We start from the raw sequence: 21,514 nt of genomic DNA, 5'->3' as shown, positions 1-21,514 counted from the left end.
CCTTATGAGTTTATAATTATTTCATTATCTTTAATAAATCGATTGGTTTATCATCAGGTACCAACTGGAACACAATTTCTACCCCGTGATCAATTAATCGTTTCATACATCCAACTTCATCATCATTTGCGAATACATTTTTAACAAATTGTTTACGCGTATTGTTAGACCCCATACCGCCAAGAATAATTTTTTTAATATTTATTCCTTGATCAACTAGCTCTTCTAGTCTTTCTGGAGTTTTAACAAGAATTATGACATCATTACCTTTTGGATTATCTTCATTTAGCCATTCCACTGCATCAGCAGGTGTTTTAATCACAAGTTCAATATTAGTTGGTGCTGAAGCTTTATAAATTCTTTGCATCATTATATTATTGCTTAATGCTTCATCAATAATTAAGATTGATTGTGCTTTAATTGTTTTAATCCAAGCTGTAATAACTTGTCCATGAATTAAACGATCATCGATTCGTGCGAGTACGACATTTTTCATATTTTCACCTCCTGCCTTTTATATAATCTCGTTTATATAGACAAAACTTGTCGGGCCAATTTCTTTGATTGTTTTGCAGAGCTCGTCTATTCCCATGATTTTTCTTGATGTTACAATTTCTAAATAAATAGGTAAGTTTATACCTGTTATGTGATGAAACTTATATTTGTCCATTAATGATGAAACTACATTAAATGGAGTTCCATACATTAAATCTGTTAAAACCAATACGCTTGACTCCTCCGTTCCTTTTTTGATTGCTTCTTCAATTATTGCTTTGAACTTATCAATATCATCACCGGCATGTAGTCCAAAGGCTTTTACATTATCCACTTCCCCCGCTATAAGTTCGGCACTCTTCACCAAGCTTTCCGATAATGTTCCGTGGGATACAACAATTATTTCGATCATAGTTTTTTTCCACGATTTCCTTTCTTGAGTACTACGTTACAGCACCAATTTTTTTAAGTCAAAATTTGTGAAATTATCACAAATTTACCTTGTGTGTAATTAAAATTGCATAAAAAAAGCCTTTTACTTGGCTTTTGTATGTGAAATATTTAACATTTGACACTGATTACCTTTTGTGTGTAATATTAAATCAATTACTACAAGAACTTTTACACACAATGTACAATTTATGATTTAGTTATCTACCTATTTGTCCAACTATTAACAAAATTCTGCACGAATTGTTTTGAAAGGAAAATAATATGAAACTATCTAATCGTGAACAAGAAATAAGAGAGTACATTTATAATCACACCGAGAAACAGGTAAAGAAGAATAATTTAGCCGATATCGGTCAAGATGCTCAAACAATCAGTAATGAGCTTTTTCTAGACCGTGCCAATGTTTCTAGAATGCTCAACAAACTTTGTCGAGAAAATTTAATTTCTAAAATATTAGGAAGACCTTCGCTCTTCTTTTCAAAAGAAGTAATTAATAATCACTATCCTAACTTTTATTGTTCTGATGTTTTCCCAACAAAAGACAATTTTCTTCAATCAATTAATGAGGAAATAGAAGAAGCTATTTCTAGCATTGATCCTTTCAAAACCGTTATTGGTTATAATACCTTTGAAAGTCTATATATGCCTATTCAACGAATGAAAGCAGCTATCGCTTATCCTAACAATCCGCTTCCTTGCATTATTTTTGGTGACCGTGGTACTGGCAAGCAATCACTCATCATGCGCTTATTTGAATATGGGATGGCTAAAAATATATTTCGTAATACTTCTGATTTTGTAGAATTTAATTGCCAAGACATCGATATAAATGACATTGTTAATGATTGGTTTAAAAATAAAAAATGCAATAATAAAATGATTGTATTCTACAACTTTGAGAATTTGAATTCAACCAGTCAATTTTATTTAGGCCGTCTTTTATCAAATTTAAGTATGTATAAAAATTATAACTGCAGTATTGTCTTAGCTACAAGTAGTAGTCGTTTTGCTGAGAAGTTTAAGTATAGACACCTTGTACCACTTATCATCAGAATCCCCACGTTCGAACAAAGAACAATTAAAGAAAGAATGTGTCTTGTTCTCGATATTCTCCAAAAAGAAGCTGACAATATTAACCGCACAATACAAATCACAAAGAATGTATTAAACTGTTTTATCATGTCAATCTATAAAGAAAACATTTTCGAGTTAAAGCGCGAAATAAAAATCGCCATTGCCACAGCCTTGCTTAATCACAATAAATCACCGCTTGAAATTACCTTTGATGATTTAAGTGATGAACTACTTATTCATATTGCTAATGTAAATAATCATATCGACGAATTAAGTAACATTTATTCATTGCTTAATAAAAACTACTTTGCAATTACACCCCATGTAAATAGCCCTTATCGCAAAATGATTTTCGGTCAATTACTCTATGTCTCTAAAGATCAAATTGCACTGGTTGATTCAAATGAAGCTCTTAAAAATGAAATTACTACGATTTATGAATTATGTAGTTTAAGTATTAAAAAAGCTCTCAACACACCACTAACCACCTTAACTGCTTCCTCTACACGTGATTATTACTATTTATTGAATGAAACATTAAGCAATGAGTCTTTCACAAAAAATGATCAGTTATATTCTGGCTTACTAACACACATTAGTGAAGTCATTGAAAGCTTGAAAAAACTAAGTTATCAGTATTATAAAGTAAATAATTTAAAACTCAATCCTGCTATTATGACTACACTTGATACTGTAGAAAATTTATTAAATACAACTTACAATGTGGAATTACCAGAACAAGAAAAATATTTTTTAAGTGAATATATCTCGCTCGCAAACTGTATTGCAGAAAATCATGAGATACCATTATTATTAATATTCTCTAATCCAAGCACTACAAAAAACTATTCCCTCTTTATCGATTCATTAAAAACTCCAGTAAAACATTACAGCATTGATATTGGTTTATATAATTTTGTAAAAAAGAAAAATGAACTTATCCAGTTATTAAATAAAATGGAGAGTACCGTAGGAATACTTGTTCTTACAGATGAACGATTGTCTGATGAAATTATGAACTGTATTAATGAACATTGCACTCGTGCTGTTTATGTTGAAAACACAAGCATTCATACCATTCCTCAAATTCTTAAAAAACTTGAAGATAAATCTACCCTCATTGAAGATTTCAAGGATTTCAATAATTCAATTTTAGATGAATCTATTGATATGAACAATCTCGATATTCTTGACTTGATACGAAATGAAATTTTGATTAAGTCACTTTCATTTTTAAATCCAGATAAAGTAATGCATCTTGCAAAAGAATCTTTTGATGGAATTATTAATGACTTAGATATTATCTACGATGATATCCTCATGGTAAAATACATTGTACATATGGCCTTTGTCGTTGAACGCATTATTCGCAATCAACCTGCTAGTTATAAGAAAGTGAATGAATTTGTAAGAAATAATGGTGATGTATTAAAAATATTAGAAAAGAATGTTGAGGATATAGAAAATCAATTCGGTATTAAAATACCATTGAGTGAATTAGTTTATTTATGTCAAATCTTTATTGGCGCAATGGAAAACAAGCGTGCTAATTAAATAAGTCGAGCCTATTTGCTCGACCTATTTTTTTGCCGCATAACTTATAGCGTACCCTACTGTCGCTTTAACCCCAACAAGTAATGCATCTTCATCTATATCAAAAAATTCACTATGATGTTCAGCCCCAGCACCTTTCTCATCGTTTTTGATACCTAAGAATGCGAAGATAGATGGATATGTTCGTGCATATGTAGAAAACGATTCTGAAGCTAGCCAAGGAACACAGGACGCTAGACACGATGAATCTATAAAACTAGGTAATACTTGTTTTGCGAATTGACTACATTTTGCGTCTGTTTTAATTGGTCTTCCTAATACACGTGTTATTTCATCAAACTCAACACTACATCCATACATAGCCGCTGTATGCTCACATACCGACTTAAATGCTATTACTGCCTTATTGCCTTCTTCTTCATTAAAGAAGCGGAAAGTACCTAGTATTTTCGCTTCATCACTGAAGACATTCATTGTTCCTCCGCCTTCAATTGTTGTAATGCCCAGTGTTACTGTTTCATTCGCATCAATTTTATTTTCGAATACACCCGCCAAATTCACAACAATATTGGCAGCTACAAATACGGGATTCTTTGATAAGTCAGGTCTTGACCCATGTCCACCCTTACCAATTACTTTTACAATTGCCCCGGCAATACCAGCCATTCGTGGACCTTCATCTACACATATTTTTCCTGATTCAAGTTTATTGTAAACATGGATAGCCCACACCGTATCTACTGCTTTATCACTTAAATAATTAATGATTGGTACTGAACCTTTTTTTCTCCCCGATTCTTCTCCTTGTTCAAAACAAAAGTAATAAGTACCAACAAGTTGATCTTTAATTTGTTTTAATACTTTCATACTTGCAAGAAGCATAGCCGCATGAGCATCATGTCCACAAGCATGGCATGTATCTGGATTATTTGAGATACATGTCCTTTCATATTTCAAATTCCTTTTGTTTTCCTTAACTGCCAACGCATCAATATCCGCTCGCATTGCAACTACTTTCCCAGGTCTTCCCGTCTCTAGTCTTGCTACTAATGACGTCGTAGAAACTATCTCATAATCAAATCCCATGTTTTCAATTTCATTTTTAATAAACGCAAACGTTTGAACTTCTTCATCACTAATTTCAGCTAAGCGATGTAATGTTCTTCTTGTTTCAATTACATATTCATTAACTTGCCCAAATTCTCTTTCAAACTTCATTATTACCCCTCCTCATTAATTTTTAGTTCTATAAATTATTATTTAAAGTCATCTAAGATACTTGCATTATAGTCTCACAAAATTAAAAAAGAAAGTGTATTTAACTTTCTTCATTTGGTAAAATTTGTAATTTTCATACATTTTTTAACAATTAAATAAGTTTAACTTTACACTTTCTTCATTTGTAACCTTACAACATTTTAACTAAGAATCCTGCAACTATACAACTCACCAAAGTCACTGCAACAACACTTCCAATTATCATTTTAGGTAGCATTTGTTCGGTTAAATATGCCTTTTCTTCTTCTGTTTTTGCTACAACCGCAACAGCTTCATTTGTTAAATTATAGTTGTATGGAAATCCTAAAAAGCAATTCAATCCAATCGCTGAAGCCATCCATGTAGAATACCCAAATTTCTTACCTACTGGAATTGAGAATATCAATATTCCAATTGTCGCAATGATTAATAATCCAAATACAATCACTACCATTTGACCAATTGATGCTGGCGTTGTATCCGCAAACCCTGACATAAAACTCGCAAATAGAGCTAAGTTCAAAATCCCTGCAGAATCTGCTTTATTCATCGGATTCGGAGGTATTATTCCAATTTGGCTTGCAGTTATACCCACAATAATCATAATAATGCTTCGATCAACAACACCGTTTAAAAGCTTAAAGATAATTAGCCCTAAACATCCTAAAACACCCATGATTGTCAAATAATAAGTAGGTGTACAAATTTTCTTTGGAACATATTCATAGATTCGTTTTTTCGAAGTTGCTTGATCTTGTGATTCTTCACCTTTAACTTCATGAATTAAACTTGGATTCTTTCTAATTTCTTCTGCTAATCGTTCTCCTTCTTTACGTAAGAAGAAGGCAGTTACTGGGAAACCAACAAATCCTTGCATGATGAAGATAACAAAGGCAACTACACCTAATGAATTTTTACCTAATGCAATTGCACCTTCATTCATAATCATTGCAGCCATACCTCCACCTGTTAATGGTGCTGCACCGATGATTGCGATTTCTTTTCCAAATATTAAAGTTCCTACCGTTAACACAAGTGCAAGTATTCCAGCAATTGCACATAATGTTGTCACTACTACACGCCAATCTTTAATTAATGATTTGATATTAAACATTGATCCTACATGAATAAGAATAAACAGTTTACATATTTCAGCTACCACATTCAATCCTGAAATCGAAAGAATATCTTTCGGTAAAAATGTCCAGTATCCAAATAAGAATAGTGTTGCGACAATAAACATTTGTGGAAGTTTACCTCCTGTTTTCGAGGAAATAATTTCACCAACAAGCATGATAACTGCAATTACCGCAAATCCTGTACTAAGATCCCACATCTATTTTCTCCTCCTTATTTATCTTAGCGAAACTTGTTGCATAACCAACTGTTGCCTTAACCCCTATCATTAAAACCTTTTCATCTATATCAAAAAATTCACTGTGATGTTCTGCTCCCGAGCCTTCTTCTTCATTATCAATTCCTAAAAACGCAAAGACAGATGGATACATACTTGTATATGCTGAGAATGATTCTGACGCATACCATTTATCACAAGAAGTTATACAATTATCTCCAATAAATTCTGGCAGACTTTTCTTAGCGAACTCACTGCATTCTTTATTCGTAATAACTGGTACACCTAATACTTTTGTTTTTTCATCAAACTCAACAAAACAATCGTACATCGCAGCCGTATGTTCACTCACATTTTTAAACAAATCAACCGCTTTTCTTCCTTCTTCAACATTGAAGAATCTAAATGTTCCTGCAAGTATTGCCTCATCACTAAATACATTAGGTGTTCCACCACCTGTTAAAGTAGTAATTCCACATGTCACAGTCTCATTCGCGTCAATTCTATTGGTAAACACACCACCTAAATTAACCAAAATATTCGCAGCTGCATAAACAGGATTATTTGATAAGTCCGGTCTTGAACCATGTCCACCTTTACCTATCACTTTAACCATGGCACCCGCAACACCTGCCATTCTTGGACCCGCATCAACACATATCTTTCCAGCTTTTAATTTGTTATAAACATGAATCGCCCAAACGGTATCTATACATTGTTCATCTAAATAATTGAGTATTGCCGTAACACCTTTTCTTCTTCCTAATTCTTCTCCTTGTTCAAAGCAAAAGTAATAAGTTCCTACAAGTTCATCTTGTATTTCTTTTAATACTTTCATTGACGCTAATAGCATGGCAACATGGGCATCATGGCCACACATATGACTAGCATCTGGACGATTAGAAATACATGTTCTTTCACGTTTTAAATTATGTTTATTTTCTTTGACAGGGAGACCATCAATATCCGCTCGTAATGCAACCGTTTTCCCATTTCTTCCTGTTTGTAATTTCGCAACAACCGTAAATTCTTCAACAATCTCGTAACTAAATCCTAGTTTTCTAATTTCTTCAGTAATGAATGCAAATGTATTTTTTTCTTGATCGCTTGGTTCAGCTAATCGATGAAGCTCTCTTCTTGTTTCAATTACATAATTTTCAACATGTTCAAAAGCATCTTTAAATCTCATACATTATTCCTTTCTTTTTGTTTCTGCCCATTTTGCTAGTCGTCTTAAACCTTCTAACAAAACATCTGTTGGGCATGCAATATTAATTCGTTCAAAGCCTGTTCCTGCTTCTCCAAAGATGTATCCTTCATCAAAGAAAAGTTCACAGTCTTCAATCATTGCTTTTTCTAATTCTTCATTATTTAACCCAAAGGCTCGCAAGTCTAACCATTGTAAATAAGTTCCTTCTAATGGGTATACTTTAATTTCAGGTATATGTTCTTTACAAAATTCTTCCACAATATTTTTATTCTCATTGATTTTCATTATTAATTCTTCTAACCATAAATCACATCGCGTATACGCAAGTTCACATGCTTTATAACCTAATGTTCCACAGCTTAGAAATGCTACTTCAAGCATTGCACTTTTCATACGTTCTCTTAAATTTTCATTCTTAATAACTAAATTACTTGTCTGCATCCCTGCTAAGTTAAACGTTTTTGATGGAGCTGTGCACACGATACATTTATCCGCAACCTCATCAGAAAGTGTAGCCATCACAGTATGTTCATACCCTGGCATAATCAAATCAAAATGAATTTCATCAGAAATAATTAACACATCATACTTTAGGCAAATGGCCGCTACTTTTTCTAATTCGTCTTTTGTCCACACTCTACCAATTGGATTGTGTGGAGAACAGAATAACAGAATTTTATTCTTTGCATTGCTTGCTTTGAGTTCTAAATCTTCAAAGTTAATTTCATAATGTCCTTCATTATCAACAAGCGGATTTTCAACAATCACGCGGTTGTTCATAGTAACACATGCAAAGAACGGATAGTATACTGGAGTCATAATGATTACTCCATCACCTGGGTTAGTGAAGCCTCTAATTGCGTGTGCAAGTGCTGGTACAACACCTGGTGCTGTCACAATCCAAGATTTATCTATCTCCCAATTATGATGACGATTCATAAAATTCACTACCGAATCCAAATAATTCTCTGTTGGACTTGTATATCCTAAAATAGTTTCATCTAAATATTCTTTCAAGCCTTCAATAATCTCAGGAGCATTTTTAAATTCCATATCCGCAACTGAAAATGGAACTATCTCTTTTGAAACATTAGGTTTCTTTTGTATCATACCTAACCATTTAGAGGAACCTAATTCACTTCTATTTATGAGTGTTTCAAAATCATAATACATATACTACCTCACTATATTTTTATAGTTTCCCTTTCTACTGAACAGATAAAAAAGTCAGAAAAGCTCAAACAAACCATAATTAAAAGAATGTTTTAGTTAAAACATTTTTAATTAATGAATTGTAAAATATCAATCTAGGGAAATTTCCTTATGGGACTTTCTAATACTTTCTTAGTTCTATTCCATAGTTTAATTATAGTGATAATTTTTTATCACGTCAATAATTTTTTATTATCCATTAAAAAAGCTTAACTGATTTCTATCAATTAAGCATCTTTAGTTTTCTTTAAATATCGATAAATACTTGCTTCTGATGAATGAAGTTGAATAGCTGCTTCACTTACTGCTCCTTTTAACAAGAACACTCCTTGTTTTTTTAATTCCTCTATCAATAACATTTTTTCATCAAAACTTAATCGTGCTACTGGTAGATTTTTCTTTCTAATAATCGGTTCAATTATATTGCTTATCACAGTAGAAATATCTTCGGTGAAATATTCTACATTCGCCTCTTCAACATAATTATTTGTATCCACAATATCAAACAATTCTTTTAGTTCATCATTAATTTTTTTAATACTCTTATTGATATGACCAATATTGAAATTAATACATAATAATCCAATAAGTTTACCTTTATCATTTTTTATAAAAAATGTTGAACTACGTAATACATTATCACCTGATAAACCTTTATAGTTTACTTCATAATCTGAATTCTTATATTTTTCATCACTAATAAATCGTAATGCTAATTCACTGAGTGGTGCATTTATTGTTCTTTTAGAAATATCTCCATTTTCTAAACACACTAATTTAAGTTCATCATTCTTTATCTCATGGATGGCTACTTCATAATCTTTACCTAGACAAGCAGCTAAAAACTTTGCTATTTTCTTATACTGTTCAATCAAAATATCATCCATATTATCCACCCTTTTATTTTCTATTCATATTATAACATAATTTATATTGATTGCTTTTTACTACTTAACCAAAACACTCATAATTTCTGCAGTATAAGCTCGATGAAAATCTTTGTCTGGATAACATTTATTCATGATATCATTATCTACAAAATTCTCTTCTTTTAAATCCACTTCATATAGTTTTCTACAAACAAAAACAAGCTTTGCTTGATCTATCACTGGTGTGTTATCCACAATTGAAGTAGTAAAATTACAATGAGTTAATTTATCTTCATTACGTCCTGAAGCACTTCCTAAATACGCAAGTTCTTTCCGATAGTTATCATCAAAAAAGGCTAGTGAAAACGTATCTTCTTGATTAATAAATTCATACGTATAGCGTTGTGGTCTGACATAAACTGTAACTACATCTTTGTTCCATAAGTGTCCCATTTGCACCCAACTTACAGTCATTCCATTTACTTTATCTTTAGCATTTACTGTTATTACTCCCCAGTCCTTCGAAATCAAATCAAAAATATTATTATCTAACTCTGAAATACCAATAGCTTTTAACATATTATCGCTCCATTCTAACCCTCTCTTTTTCTATTTTAACACAATAGATATCCACCAGCCTAGTTGATAATTTTACGCAAAAAAAAGAATGTCTTTCGACATTCTAATTTACTATTCTACTGTAACTTTTACGCCAGGACCCATTGTAGATGCAAGAGTCACTGATGTCATGAAGATACCTTTAACTGCAGCTGGTCTAGCTTTAGCGATAATATCATATAAAGTTTTGAAGTTTTCAGCTAATGCTTCATCAGTAAATGATACTTTACCAATAGCTACATTAATGTTTCCTTCTTTATCAACACGGTATTCAATTTTACCTTTTTTGATTTCATTAACAGCTTTAGTTACATCAACTGTAACTGTTCCTGTTTTAGGGTTTGGCATTAATCCTTTAGGACCTAATACTTTACCTAATTTACCAAGCTCTCCCATCATATCAGGAGTAGCAACGATAACATCAAACTCAAACCAACCTTTTTTGATTTCTTCAAGAATTTCTTTTCCACCAACGAAATCTGCGCCAGCGTCTTTAGCTTCTTGTTCTTTTGCTCCTTGAGTTACTACTAAAACTTTTTGTGTTTTACCTGTACCGTTTGGAAGCACGATAGCTCCACGGATTTGTTGATCAGCATGACGAGGATCAACGTTAAGGTTGAAACATGCTTCAATTGAAGCATCGAATTTTACTGTACTTGTCTTTTTAGCAAGTGCAATCGCATCTGTATAGCTATATGTTTTGCTGCGGTCAACTAACTTAGCAGCTTCTAAATATTTCTTTCCTGCCATTTCTTAGTCCTCCATGCCTTCTACAACAATACCCATGTTACGTGCTGTACCCGCAATAATACGCATAGCAGCTTCAACATCATTTGCATTTAAATCTGGCATTTTATATTCAGCAATTTCTCTACATTGATCCACTGTGATTTTACCAGCCTTAATAGCCTTAGGGCTTCCTGATGCTTTTTGTACTTTTGCAGCTTTCTTAATTAATGATGCTGCAGGTGTTGTTTTTAACACGAAGTCGAATGACTTATCTTCGTACGCTGTAATAATTACTGGTACGATATCTCCCCCACGATCCTTAGTCGCATCGTTAAATGCTGAACAGAATTGTGGCATGTTGATACCAGCTGATGCTAATGCTGGTCCTGGCTTTGCTCCACCAGCTGCAAATTGAAGTTTGCAGATTTTCGCAACTTTCTTACTCACTTGACATACCTCCTTGTATTTGTTTGTCAGTGCAGTGGTACAATGGACTAGTTGCAGTCCTCCCACGCATAGAATGCACATGTGTGCATTAAAAATGATACTCCAATATAGGGTAATCGTCAACTATTTTTTGCATTTTAGCCTATAAAATAAGGTGTTTTTAATTATTTACCCACTTTTTAATCAAAATTGAAAAATCACTTAAAAAGTTCCAAATACTCGCCATATCCTTCTTTTTCTAAATCATCTTTCGCAATAAATCGTAGAGATGCACTATTAATACAATAACGCACTCCATTTGGTGAAGTTGGATCATTTTCAAATTTATGTCCTAAATGTGAATTACCTACTCGACTTACTACTTCTATACGTTCCATTCCAAATGATGTATCCTCTTTTTCAACTATTGTATTTTCGTCAATTGCTTTCTTAAATGCTGGCCATCCACAACCACTATCATATTTATCAAATGACGTGAATAAAGGTTCTCCTGTTACCACATCCACATAAATACCTTCTTCAAAGAATTCATCATATTCATTATCATAAGGTTTCTCTGTTTTCGCTTGTTGTGTCACGGCATATTGTTCAGCAGTCAAATTTTCACTAATTTCTTCTGCACTTGGTTTTTGATATTTTGATGCATCAACGACCATATTCTTCACACGTTCAAACTCTGCTTTAGAAATATGACAATATCCTGTTGGATTTTTATCTAAATAATTTTGATGATATTCTTCAGCTTCAAAGAAATTTTCTAGTGGTTTAACTTCAACTGAAAATTTATTTGTTCGTTGCTTTTCAATTTCTACAATTTTTCTAATTGTCTCCATTGATTTTTCATCGGTATAATAAATTCCAGTTTGATATTGTGAACCAATATCGTTACCTTGGCGGTTTTCAACTGTTGGATCCACCACTGAAAAGTAAGCATATAAAATTGTATCTAAGCTTACAATACTTGGATCATATTCAACCCTTACTGTCTCTCTAAAACCTGTAGTTCCTTGCTTAACTTGATCATATGTTGGTGCCTCAATTGTTCCATTTGCATATCCCGATACGCCTTCAATGACACCTGGTATACTTTGTACTAATTTTTCAACACCCCAAAAGCATCCCCCAGCTAAATAAATAACATTTGTATTCTCTTTTGGTACATAATTATTATCTTTTCCAATTTTATTCACGTCATAAACCTCCTTTATTTTATTATCTTGATTTTCGACTGTGCATGCACTAATCAGAAAACTCATACCTAACAGGATTATAATTATTAGTTTCTTCACATAACACCTCCTGTATCTATAGAATAAGCGTTTTATTTCTCAGTGCAATTATTATGCTCAAGAATTAAAAAACGCTACTCAATGAGTAACGTTTATAGATCTGCTTTAACTAAATCTGTGTACGAAATATCTGTAGGAGTTTCACGTCCAAATAGAATGGTAAGTACAGATGCAACTTTAGTTTGGTCATTCATTGCATTAACTTTACCTTCCATACCGCTAAATGGTCCAGATAAGATTTTAACAGTATCGCCAACTTTAAAGTCAACATTTACAACTGTTTCTCCTAAACCTATTCTTCTCAAGATTGAATCAATTTCATCTGGAGATACTGGGAAAGGTTTAGCCCCTCCTCCTGAAGAACCGATAAATCCTGTAACACCTGGTGTATTACGAACAACATACCAAGCATCATCTGTCATAATCATTTCTACAAAAAGATACCCTGGGAAAAGATTATGCATTTTAGTAATTTCTTTTCCATTCTTGTATTCAATTTCAGCTTCTTCTGCAACTAGAATTCTGAATAGATAATCTGTAATACCCATTGATTCAACACGACGTTCAAGATTTTCTTTAACACGGTTTTCATGACCAGCATATGTATTTACAACGTACCATCTTTTCTCAGTTTCATCGATAAAATCTTTATTTATATCTGTCATACTAAGCTCCTATTCCAATCACTTTCAAGAAGAATGTAATTAAAAACTCACAAACTACGAAGAAAGTTCCAAAGAATACAATAAATAATAAAACTTCTGCCATAGTTGACATTAATTCTTTTGTCTTTGGCCAGCGAATACGTTTCGCCTCTTTCATAATGCCGTCAAAACTAAACCATTTCAACATATCGTTGACCTCCTATTTCGTCTCTTTATGAAGTGTATGTGTACCACACTTCTTACAAAACTTGTTTAACTCAAGTCTTTCAGTCGATGACTTCTTATTACGATGAGTTGTATAATTTCTAGACAAACACACCGTACAAGTTAATATAACTTTATCCTCTTTTGTTGCCACTATTAAAACAACTCCTTTCGGTTTCTATGCTTATTTACTCTAACATAAAGGTTTAAACCCGTCAATAAATACTGTTTCAATTAAAAACGAGGTTCCCCTCGTTCTATTTATAGACTTTTTCCTTAATATTCCGTTTTATCTTTTGAATATGATTGTCATACTTTTTTAAAGAAAATTGAAGATTCTTTGCAGCTTCATTATAGGTTACATCATCTAAATAGTAATAAAGCACTTGTTTATCTACATCACTAAACCCTGCTAGAACCTCATTCACCCGCATCACGGCCTCTTTATAGTCCAAATGATATATTGGGTTACCACAATCATTTTCCGTGCCGAAATGATCTAAATATGTTGATTCACAATCATCCTTGATTATCGCATCCAAAGACAATGCATATAGATTAGCTGCATTTGATTCACGCAAATAATGTCGCATTAATGTTTTTACTCTTCGTGATGCACATGTATAAAAATACGTTCCAAAACTACATTCTTTATTTTCGCGATAATTCCAAATTGCGTTATAAATTACTTCTAGTGCTTCCGCCACAAATTCATCACGATAAATCTCACAAAAAGTATTTTTAGCAACTGCATCTGCCGCAATCTTCGCCATATATGCTTCATATTTTTCAATCAAAAAATATAGCGCTTGCTCATCCATCTGTCTGCAATAATAGAGAAGTTCATAATCACCCGGCATTGTACTCCACATAAGCTTTCTCCCTCTTATAAAGGAAAGCGTTTATTATATACCTCATACAACAATATTCCACAAGCAACTGATGCATTGAGAGAAGAAATCTCCCCCACCATCGGAAGTTTAACCATATAATCACATTCTTCTTTAACAAGACGAGTTATCCCTTTACCCTCGTTGCCAATAACCACAACAAGTGGGGTATCATATTGCGGTTGACGATAATCTTGAGCATTCTTCATATCCGTTCCAACCACCCAATAACCTTTTTGCTTAAGCATCTTAAGCGTTTGGGTACAATTAGTTACCATCGCAACTTTTACCGTCTCAATGGCACCTACTGAAACTTTCGCTACAGTTGGTGTTAATCCCACCGCATTATTTTTCTTAATGATTATTCCATCAACTCCCACCGCATCTGCAGTTCTTAGTACCGCACCTAAATTATGCGGGTCTTCCAACTCATCCAGTAAAACCAACAAGCCCTTTTTATCACTAGGAATAGAATCTAGTATTTCTTCGATTGTATAAGTTTTATAATCATCAATATTCGCAATAACTCCTTGATGATTTCCATTATTACTTAACTTATCCAAGTATTTTTTATCTACTTTTTCTACTCGTATTCCCTTGCGTTTAGCTTCTTGTTCAATCTGCTTTTGGTCGCCTGATATGTACAATACATTTATCTTCTTATTGTCTTGAAGTATTTGTTGAATAACGTTTTTCCCATAAACATATTGTGCCATATTACACCTCCACCATGGTCTTAACTTTGTCCCAACACAAATCAATTCTATCCATCATTTTTTCCATAAACCAATATCCTAATACTGCTTCAAATCCTGTTGAGACACGATATGTAGCTACATCAGTATTCTTTGGAACACTGTCGCTTTTAAAATTTCTGCCTCGTTTAAAGATTTCCAATTCTTGTTCAGTGAAAAATTTCTCTTCTTCAAGTTTATAGTAAAAAGCTGCTTGCGCTTTTGCACTTACAAATTTCACACTTTTTGTCTGCAAATCTTTAGCACGTGCATATCCTTTTTCAATTAAATATTCACGTACTTTCAATGACCATATCGCATCACCCAAATAAGCAAGCGTACTTCCTGAAACTTCATTGCTTCGCATTAAACAAGTCCTCTTTCACTTAGTTGATTACGATAGGTATCCGCTAATTCATAATTCTTCTCTGATTTGGCTTCATTCCATTTCGCAAAAACAATTTTATCATCATCAGTTAATGGTATTCGGCTATATTCAATACCTAATACTTCTAACATCTTCTCCAAGGTTACCGCATATTTACTTACTTCATTTGAATCAATTTCCTTCACACGTAATACTTGATTTAGTTTTTTCACTGTTTCAAAAATAATAGCGTAAGCATTTGGTGTATTCATATCATCATTCATTTGATCTAAAAATTCACGGTAAAGTTGAGTATCAAATTCTACCCCTAATTTCTCATTCATTAATCCTAATTTAATGTTTGCTTGTTTATAAGATGTCATAACTTTGTCTAATTCTTTTTTTGCTGTTTCAAATACCTCATCACTAAAATTTAGTTCCATACGATAATGTGCAGATAGCATTACCCAGCGAACTAGTTGTGGACCGTAAATATTTAACACATCTTTTGCAAGTGTAAAATTACCAAGTGATTTACTCATCTTGATACCATCAATATTAATCATTCCATTATGCAACCAAAAATTCGCAAGTGATGTATCATGAATTGCACGACATTGTGCAACTTCATTTTCATGGTGCGGAAATCTTAAATCTGTACCCCCACCATGAATATCAATCATATTTTTCCCAAACTCTTTTTGGATCATTACGACACATTCAGTATGCCAACCTGGGCGACCTTCTCCCCATTTTGTTTTCCACTTAATTCCCATATCCGTATTTTTCCACAATGCAAAGTCGAGCGGTGATTCTTTCTTTTCATTCTCATCGATTCTTGCACCTACTTGTAAATCTTCAATGTTTTGATGCGAAATTTCTCCATAGGTCTTTACACTATTCACGCGAAAGAAAACATCCCCATCAACTTCATAAGCGTGGCCTGATTCAATAAGTTCATCAATAAAATCAATAATATCATCCATTGTTTCAGTTACTTTAGGTGTTTTATATAAGTCATGTGCATTTAGTTTATGACGCACATCGTTATAAGCTTGTATATATTCTTGTGTAATTTCTACTTCTGGTCTATGTTCTTCATGGGCTTTTTTTATAATCTTGTCGTCGACATCTGTATAATTTGATACATATTTTACATTGTATCCTTCCGCTTCAAATACTCGACGTAATGTATCAAACACAATAATTGGTCGAGCATTTCCAATATGTATATGGTTATAGACCGTTGGTCCACATACATACATGCTTACTTCCCCTTCAACGAGCGGTTTGAATTCTTCTACTTTTAATGTTCTTGAATTGTATAAACGCATATTTTTCTCCTCCATATAAAAATGGCATCTCTTTTAAAAAGACGCCATTGCGTGGTTCCACTTTTCTTACTTCTCAATCTCTTAACGCGAGTCACGTCTTACCCTACATTTCGGATAAGCCCTCATAGATGCATTTCAAATAAAGTCTACCCAATTGTTTCACCAACCCAATTGTCTCTAAAGATTTTGTTTATTCTACTCTTCTTGTCATCAGTTTATTTAAGTATAGACTACTATAAACTATGACTCAAGTCAATTTTCAACGTGCTTAACTCGACGAAGTTGTACTTTTTCTAACCAATCTTTTTGTTTCTTCATCGAAATATATCCAATAATAGACACAACGAGTGCCCCTGCCGCATCAACGATTAAATCTTTCATTGTATCTGCCAGAGCAGCTCTACCAATAAGCTGTGTACCATTTTCTAACATGAATTTTTGCATATTCAATCCTAAAATACCATCAAATGTAAATTCATAAATTTCCCAAACAACACCTAATGTTACAGCAAAACAAAACGCAAAAATTGCAACAAATAACGGACTTAGATTCATTGGAACTTTTTCACTTTGGTTCAATAAGCTTACAAATGAAAACCCAAGTGCTCCTAACATTCCCCCACTAAACGTGTGCAATATTGTATCCCAATGATTTACATTGTAATAAAAACTTCTTACTTCTCCTAAAAAGATTGCACAGTATAGAAATACGACATAAAGAATCATCATATAACTCGGTATTCTTACTTTAAATCTTTTTTCAAATATACTTGGTAAAACCATCGCAAGCAATCCTAACAAGCATTGCGCAAACATAAGTGTATATTCCGATTTTATTCGCACATATTCCATTCCTGGTTCAATTGTTGCTGGAGCAACAATGATACGATACCCTATAAAAATCGCTGATATCATCAAACTTATAAACACAAATATATAGAGTACTTTTTCCCAATTTATTTTTTTCATATTCTCACCTGTTTAATATTTTACATAACTTACTCAAATCTTACAACTAAAACGATGAAGGAGCGGTTTTCACCACTCCCTCTGATTATTCTTCTTCCTTTACTGGAATATAGAAACTATAGACACTATCCACAAGACGCATCCATTTTTCCATATCTGGATTCCAAATTTCATACTCCTCATCCACAATTTCTTGGCGAATTAGACGTATCAATTCTTCTTCCGTAAATGGTCCACCTTTACGTTTAGAACTTCTTACATACCATATTTTATCCATATTCTTATCTTCCTCTAACTTTTAGGTGTACAAGTACTTGTATCTGGGTTCCAAGTTCCACCCGCTGTATGACAACCCTCTTCAGTTGTTGTATCTGGTGTTGCAGTTGGGGTTGGGGTTGGCGTCGGTGTTGGAGTTGGCGTTGGTGTTGCCTTTTTCATATAACGAACTGTAATTTCTAAATTCTTATCCGCTATCTTTCCTTCAACCGTCGCAACAGATGGTGAATATCCATCAATTGTTGGACTCTTAACACTATAAGTATCCCCTGAATTAAATGTACCTGTAAATTGTTGATAAGCTGTTGAACCATTATCATCGTATACATAATTAATTGTTAACGTATATGTTGGAGTTGGTGTTGGTTCTGGTGTTGCTAGCGTAAATGTAAATTCTGTTGTGAATGGTTCAGAATTCATTTCTTTATCAGTATTTGATGCTGCTGTAATGGTTATTGTATATTTTTCACCATCTTGGAATTTAGATTGATCAATACTCAATGATGCTTCTACACTCTTTGCAACATATTCAGGATTTGTGCTTATTTTAACTTCGTAATAATCAGCACCTTCTACTTTGTTCCAAGAAAGTTTAATTTTTGTTTTATCTTGTGAAACTTGAACATTAGTCACTTTTTCTAATTTTTCAACTTCGCCAGAGATAGATGTATTTTGATAAACAGAATAAGCATTATTACCTGCACCTACTAAAACTCCTGCCGTTGTATAAGCAACGATAGTATCTCCATTCGCTGCAATACTTCCAATTCCTGTCCACGCATCCACAATTTTCTTAATTTCTTCATTACTTGTAGCAATTTGAATTTTACCATCATTTCCTAATCCTACTACAAAGCCATTTCCTACTGCAATTTGAGAAATGTTTTTAAGGCTAGAAACGTTTGTTGCAGTTCCTGTTAATGGAACTGTCACAACTGTTTGTGATTTATTCAAGAATGCAACTTCATTTGACCCTACCGCAATCTTTGTTACATTTTGTTGTGATGTCATTGATGCTGAATTCACAACATTTCCTGCCACAAATACAGATCCGCTTGAATCAATTCCCAACGTGAAGCCTGCACCCGCTTCTACATCAACTATATTTTTCCATTCTTTGATGTCACAAGCTCCTGTAGAATTATCCCCTACACAAGCCACTGTTCCATCTTCTAATGCCGCAACCGTATGTTTATCACCTGCCGCAACATCAATTGCTTTCTTAATATCTTTTGTATCTAGTTGTCCATAACTATTTGATCCTGCACCAACAAGTGTTCCATCTTTTTTCAAACCAATCACAAAATCTTTATAAGAACTAACTTGTACTAAATCATTAAAGTTTGTAAGTTGTGGTGTTTGTCCTGTTGCCTTCGCACTTCCATCATCAGTAATATAAACTGAAAATGTTTGTGATAAAGTAAGACGTTCATCTTGTGCCATTCTAAGATTTAAGCCATCGCCTCCCTTATTCCCATTTAAGAAAATAAATATAGCAATTCCTAAAATAAGCACTCCTACAATTCCACCTATTATTGCAAACATCTTTTTGTTTGGTTTTTTACCTTTGTTTTTTGAAGTCTGTGTATTCACATCTACACGATGAATTGTATTAACAGGTTTCTCAGGCGCTTTTTGTGGTTTCGCTTGTTGTCTTTCTTCAACTTGTTTTACGCGTTGAATCTGTGCTGTTTTTTGTTCAACTGTGGGTTGAGGATTCATCGAAGGTATGTTCACCATCGACTCATTTCCTTCATTCTTTAAAAATGGAATTTGGATACTGTCTTCTAATCCCAAGTTTGGCAAAAGAATATCGGTTGTATTTTTTAACATATCATCCAATGAAATTTGAAATATTGTGGAAAGACGTTTAAATTGAGCTAAATTACATATAGCTCTGCCATTTTCCCATCCCATATACTCAACAACATTGACTCCCATTTTATCAGCCAACTCTTGTTGAGAGAATCCGAAATGTTTTCTAAGTAAAACTAATTTTTCAGGTAATCGATTTACCATGTTTGTCACTCCTTAAGGTACTGTCATTTGACCAATTCTATTTTACTTGGTTTTAGGACTTTTAGCAAACTTTACATACTAAATACGTACTTAAACAGCCCTCACTAAGAGGTTTTCCTTTACTTTTCCCATAGAAAAAGCCGATAGATTTCTCTATCGGCTTCATACTCAATTACTCTTAATTATTAAATGTTTGAGAAGTATTTGATTGTTCTAACCATTTGGCTAGTATAGCTGTTTTCATTGTCATACCAAGAAACTACTTGTACTTGGAATGTATTGTCATCAACTTTAGTTACCATTGTTTGAGTAGCATCAAATAATGAACCATGAGTTTCCCCGATGATGTCGCTTGATACTAATTCTTCTTCAGTGTAACCGAATGAATCATTTGCAGCAGCTTTCATTGCAGCGTTGATTCCTTCTTTAGTAACGTCTGTTCCTTTAACTACAGCTACTAAAATTGTAGATGAACCTGTAGGAACTGGTACACGTTGTGCAGAACCGATTAGTTTACCATTTAATTCAGGAATAACTAGACCGATAGCTTTAGCTGCTCCTGTTGAGTTAGGAACGATGTTGCAAGCTGCAGCACGAGCACGACGTAAGTCACCTTTACGGTGAGGTCCATCAAGAACCATTTGATCTCCAGTGTAAGCATGAACTGTAGTCATGATACCACTAGCGATTGGAGCATATTTGTTTAATGTGTTAGCCATAGGAGCTAAGCAGTTTGTAGTACAAGATGCAGCTGAGATAATTGTATCTGCAGCAGTAAGAGTACCTTCATTAACACCGAATACGATTGTTGGTAAATCATTCCCTGCAGGAGCTGAAATAACAACTTTCTTAGCACCAGCAGTAATATGAGCTTCTGCTTTTGCTTTTGATAAGTAGAAACCTGTACATTCAAGAACTACATCAACACCTAAATCTCCCCAAGGAAGTTTAGAAGCATCTGCTTCTTTGAAAATTTTAATTTCTTTTCCATCAACTGTAATTGATGCTTCACCAGCTACTACTTCATGACCTCTATAAGGACCTTGAGCTGAATCATATTTTAATAAGTGTGCTAGCATTTTAGGATCTGTTAAGTCGTTAATTGCTACAACTTCATATCCTGCTGTTCCAAACATTTGTCTGAACGCTAAACGTCCAATACGACCAAAACCATTAATTGCTACTTTAACATCTGCCATTTTATTTGACCTCCTTATGATGCAATAAAATTATAGTCTTTTTAGACCCTAATTGTCAATTGTGAAAAAACTAATAATAATCCAAAAAAAGCCCATAAAAAGCCTATATATCGCAATAAAGCGCTTACAATTTACATAAATTTTCTTTATGAATTTTTTTTCCCTTTGAAGACAATATTTTTTATCTTACCAGGAAAGTTCTCCACGATGAATAGAACGATAGAGAGATGAGGAAACTTAAGATAGTGAAAGGCTAGAAGAAATAACTTGAAATATATTCAAGTTTGACTGTTTCT

23 protein-coding genes and 1 other annotated feature are annotated in these 21,514 nt (G+C 33.4%); of the genes, 1 reads left to right on the top strand and 22 read right to left on the bottom strand.

Translation table 11 applies throughout. From position 1 onward, the window contains the following. Positions 1-16: 16 nt before the first annotated feature. A complete protein-coding gene (locus RSB60_RS00115; protein ID WP_323381372.1) occupies positions 17-496 on the bottom strand; it encodes a PTS sugar transporter subunit IIB in 480 nt (159 codons plus the stop codon). An 18-nt stretch (positions 497-514) separates the two neighbouring features. Further along, positions 515-907 carry a PTS sugar transporter subunit IIA gene (locus tag RSB60_RS00110; protein WP_323381373.1) on the bottom strand — a complete coding sequence of 131 codons (393 nt, stop codon included), beginning with the start codon at positions 905-907 and terminating at the stop codon, positions 515-517. 302 nt (positions 908-1,209) lie between these two features. On the opposite strand from RSB60_RS00110, the gene RSB60_RS00105 reads away from it, so the two are divergent. Beyond that, positions 1,210-3,576 (top strand): PRD domain-containing protein, encoded by a 2,367-nt coding sequence (locus RSB60_RS00105; RefSeq protein WP_332613732.1) that lies wholly within the window; start codon positions 1,210-1,212, stop codon positions 3,574-3,576. 24 nt (positions 3,577-3,600) lie between these two features. On the opposite strand, the gene RSB60_RS00100 is transcribed toward RSB60_RS00105, so the two are convergent. From RSB60_RS00100 to gap, 20 genes are all read right to left on the bottom strand, one after another. Next, on the bottom strand, positions 3,601-4,794 hold the full coding sequence (locus RSB60_RS00100) for an amidohydrolase (protein WP_332613730.1): 1,194 nt from the start codon (positions 4,792-4,794) through the stop codon (positions 3,601-3,603). Between the two features lie 190 nt (positions 4,795-4,984). After that, on the bottom strand, positions 4,985-6,169 hold the full coding sequence (locus RSB60_RS00095) for a hypothetical protein (protein WP_332613728.1): 1,185 nt from the start codon (positions 6,167-6,169) through the stop codon (positions 4,985-4,987). Then, on the bottom strand, positions 6,156-7,376 hold the full coding sequence (locus RSB60_RS00090) for an amidohydrolase (RefSeq protein WP_332613725.1): 1,221 nt from the start codon (positions 7,374-7,376) through the stop codon (positions 6,156-6,158). Before RSB60_RS00090 ends, RSB60_RS00095 begins: the two co-directional genes overlap by 14 nt. Before the next feature lie 3 nt (positions 7,377-7,379). Continuing rightward, positions 7,380-8,570, bottom strand: coding sequence for a MalY/PatB family protein (locus RSB60_RS00085; RefSeq protein WP_332613722.1), 1,191 nt, complete (start codon positions 8,568-8,570; stop codon positions 7,380-7,382). A 266-nt stretch (positions 8,571-8,836) separates the two neighbouring features. Beyond that, positions 8,837-9,496, bottom strand: coding sequence for a helix-turn-helix transcriptional regulator (locus RSB60_RS00080; RefSeq protein WP_332613720.1), 660 nt, complete (start codon positions 9,494-9,496; stop codon positions 8,837-8,839). A 60-nt stretch (positions 9,497-9,556) separates the two neighbouring features. Continuing rightward, positions 9,557-10,057 carry a flavin reductase family protein gene (locus RSB60_RS00075; protein ID WP_332613718.1) on the bottom strand — a complete coding sequence of 167 codons (501 nt, stop codon included), beginning with the start codon at positions 10,055-10,057 and terminating at the stop codon, positions 9,557-9,559. Positions 10,058-10,168: 111 nt separating this feature from the next. Beyond that, on the bottom strand, positions 10,169-10,846 hold the full coding sequence (gene rplA, locus RSB60_RS00070) for a 50S ribosomal protein L1 (RefSeq protein WP_323381381.1): 678 nt from the start codon (positions 10,844-10,846) through the stop codon (positions 10,169-10,171). Between the two features lie 3 nt (positions 10,847-10,849). Continuing rightward, positions 10,850-11,272: a 50S ribosomal protein L11 gene (rplK, locus tag RSB60_RS00065; RefSeq protein ID WP_323381382.1), complete on the bottom strand. Its 423-nt coding sequence runs from the start codon at positions 11,270-11,272 to the stop codon at positions 10,850-10,852. Positions 11,273-11,469: 197 nt separating this feature from the next. Further along, positions 11,470-12,561 (bottom strand): peptide-methionine (R)-S-oxide reductase MsrB, encoded by a 1,092-nt coding sequence (gene msrB, locus RSB60_RS00060; protein ID WP_332613715.1) that lies wholly within the window; start codon positions 12,559-12,561, stop codon positions 11,470-11,472. Between the two features lie 92 nt (positions 12,562-12,653). Continuing rightward, positions 12,654-13,226: a transcription termination/antitermination protein NusG gene (gene nusG / locus RSB60_RS00055; protein WP_323381384.1), complete on the bottom strand. Its 573-nt coding sequence runs from the start codon at positions 13,224-13,226 to the stop codon at positions 12,654-12,656. Between the two features lies 1 nt (position 13,227). After that, a complete protein-coding gene (gene secE / locus RSB60_RS00050) occupies positions 13,228-13,413 on the bottom strand; it encodes a preprotein translocase subunit SecE (protein WP_323381385.1) in 186 nt (61 codons plus the stop codon). 12 nt (positions 13,414-13,425) lie between these two features. After that, positions 13,426-13,584 (bottom strand): 50S ribosomal protein L33, encoded by a 159-nt coding sequence (gene rpmG, locus RSB60_RS00045; protein ID WP_323381386.1) that lies wholly within the window; start codon positions 13,582-13,584, stop codon positions 13,426-13,428. A gap of 103 nt (positions 13,585-13,687) precedes the next feature. Continuing rightward, positions 13,688-14,302 (bottom strand): sigma-70 family RNA polymerase sigma factor, encoded by a 615-nt coding sequence (locus RSB60_RS00040; RefSeq protein ID WP_332613712.1) that lies wholly within the window; start codon positions 14,300-14,302, stop codon positions 13,688-13,690. Between the two features lie 14 nt (positions 14,303-14,316). After that, the gene (gene rlmB / locus RSB60_RS00035) at positions 14,317-15,036 is read right to left on the bottom strand and encodes a 23S rRNA (guanosine(2251)-2'-O)-methyltransferase RlmB (protein ID WP_332613710.1); all 720 of its coding nucleotides are present in this window, start codon (positions 15,034-15,036) and stop codon (positions 14,317-14,319) included. Position 15,037: 1 nt separating this feature from the next. Further along, the gene (locus RSB60_RS00030; protein WP_323381389.1) at positions 15,038-15,421 is read right to left on the bottom strand and encodes a Mini-ribonuclease 3; all 384 of its coding nucleotides are present in this window, start codon (positions 15,419-15,421) and stop codon (positions 15,038-15,040) included. Then, on the bottom strand, positions 15,421-16,755 hold the full coding sequence (gene cysS / locus RSB60_RS00025) for a cysteine--tRNA ligase (RefSeq protein ID WP_332613707.1): 1,335 nt from the start codon (positions 16,753-16,755) through the stop codon (positions 15,421-15,423). Before cysS ends, RSB60_RS00030 begins: the two co-directional genes overlap by 1 nt. A gap of 34 nt (positions 16,756-16,789) precedes the next feature. Further along, positions 16,790-16,975: a binding site (T-box leader), on the bottom strand. 32 nt (positions 16,976-17,007) lie between these two features. Further along, positions 17,008-17,724: a hypothetical protein gene (locus tag RSB60_RS00020; protein ID WP_332613705.1), complete on the bottom strand. Its 717-nt coding sequence runs from the start codon at positions 17,722-17,724 to the stop codon at positions 17,008-17,010. A gap of 85 nt (positions 17,725-17,809) precedes the next feature. Continuing rightward, complete coding sequence (locus RSB60_RS00015) at positions 17,810-18,001, bottom strand: GYF domain-containing protein (protein WP_332613703.1); 192 nt, start codon at positions 17,999-18,001, stop codon at positions 17,810-17,812. 14 nt (positions 18,002-18,015) lie between these two features. Next, entirely contained in the window at positions 18,016-20,019 is a 2,004-nt protein-coding gene (locus RSB60_RS00010) for a helix-turn-helix domain-containing protein (protein WP_332613701.1), read from the bottom strand. Positions 20,020-20,204: 185 nt separating this feature from the next. Further along, positions 20,205-21,218, bottom strand: a complete 1,014-nt coding sequence (gene gap, locus RSB60_RS00005; RefSeq protein ID WP_323382421.1) for a type I glyceraldehyde-3-phosphate dehydrogenase — start codon at positions 21,216-21,218, stop codon at positions 20,205-20,207. Positions 21,219-21,514 lie beyond the last annotated feature (296 nt).

Source organism: Anaerorhabdus sp., from assembly GCF_036657415.1.
Classification (GTDB): domain Bacteria; phylum Bacillota_I; class Bacilli_A; order Erysipelotrichales; family Erysipelotrichaceae; genus Anaerorhabdus.
Note: the sequence above shows the minus strand (reverse complement) of the source record. Positions and strands in the feature narration are given on the sequence as shown.

Excerpts from the sequence above, each read along its gene's own strand:
- RSB60_RS00115 (WP_323381372.1), bottom strand. The coding sequence starts at position 496 with ATGAAAAATGTCGTACTCGCACGAATCGATGATCGTTTAATTCATGGA.
- RSB60_RS00110 (WP_323381373.1), bottom strand. The coding sequence starts at position 907 with ATGATCGAAATAATTGTTGTATCCCACGGAACATTATCGGAAAGCTTG.
- RSB60_RS00105 (WP_332613732.1), top strand. The coding sequence starts at position 1,210 with ATGAAACTATCTAATCGTGAACAAGAAATAAGAGAGTACATTTATAAT.
- RSB60_RS00100 (WP_332613730.1), bottom strand. The coding sequence starts at position 4,794 with ATGAAGTTTGAAAGAGAATTTGGGCAAGTTAATGAATATGTAATTGAA.
- RSB60_RS00095 (WP_332613728.1), bottom strand. The coding sequence starts at position 6,169 with ATGTGGGATCTTAGTACAGGATTTGCGGTAATTGCAGTTATCATGCTT.
- RSB60_RS00090 (WP_332613725.1), bottom strand. The coding sequence starts at position 7,376 with ATGAGATTTAAAGATGCTTTTGAACATGTTGAAAATTATGTAATTGAA.
- RSB60_RS00085 (WP_332613722.1), bottom strand. The coding sequence starts at position 8,570 with ATGTATTATGATTTTGAAACACTCATAAATAGAAGTGAATTAGGTTCC.
- RSB60_RS00080 (WP_332613720.1), bottom strand. The coding sequence starts at position 9,496 with ATGGATGATATTTTGATTGAACAGTATAAGAAAATAGCAAAGTTTTTA.
- RSB60_RS00075 (WP_332613718.1), bottom strand. The coding sequence starts at position 10,057 with ATGTTAAAAGCTATTGGTATTTCAGAGTTAGATAATAATATTTTTGAT.
- rplA (WP_323381381.1), bottom strand. The coding sequence starts at position 10,846 with ATGGCAGGAAAGAAATATTTAGAAGCTGCTAAGTTAGTTGACCGCAGC.
- nusG (WP_323381384.1), bottom strand. The coding sequence starts at position 13,226 with ATGACAGATATAAATAAAGATTTTATCGATGAAACTGAGAAAAGATGG.
- secE (WP_323381385.1), bottom strand. The coding sequence starts at position 13,413 with ATGTTGAAATGGTTTAGTTTTGACGGCATTATGAAAGAGGCGAAACGT.
- RSB60_RS00040 (WP_332613712.1), bottom strand. The coding sequence starts at position 14,302 with ATGTGGAGTACAATGCCGGGTGATTATGAACTTCTCTATTATTGCAGA.
- rlmB (WP_332613710.1), bottom strand. The coding sequence starts at position 15,036 with ATGGCACAATATGTTTATGGGAAAAACGTTATTCAACAAATACTTCAA.
- RSB60_RS00030 (WP_323381389.1), bottom strand. The coding sequence starts at position 15,421 with ATGCGAAGCAATGAAGTTTCAGGAAGTACGCTTGCTTATTTGGGTGAT.
- cysS (WP_332613707.1), bottom strand. The coding sequence starts at position 16,755 with ATGCGTTTATACAATTCAAGAACATTAAAAGTAGAAGAATTCAAACCG.
- RSB60_RS00020 (WP_332613705.1), bottom strand. The coding sequence starts at position 17,724 with ATGAAAAAAATAAATTGGGAAAAAGTACTCTATATATTTGTGTTTATA.
- RSB60_RS00015 (WP_332613703.1), bottom strand. The coding sequence starts at position 18,001 with ATGGATAAAATATGGTATGTAAGAAGTTCTAAACGTAAAGGTGGACCA.
- RSB60_RS00010 (WP_332613701.1), bottom strand. The coding sequence starts at position 20,019 with ATGGTAAATCGATTACCTGAAAAATTAGTTTTACTTAGAAAACATTTC.
- gap (WP_323382421.1), bottom strand. The coding sequence starts at position 21,218 with ATGGCAGATGTTAAAGTAGCAATTAATGGTTTTGGTCGTATTGGACGT.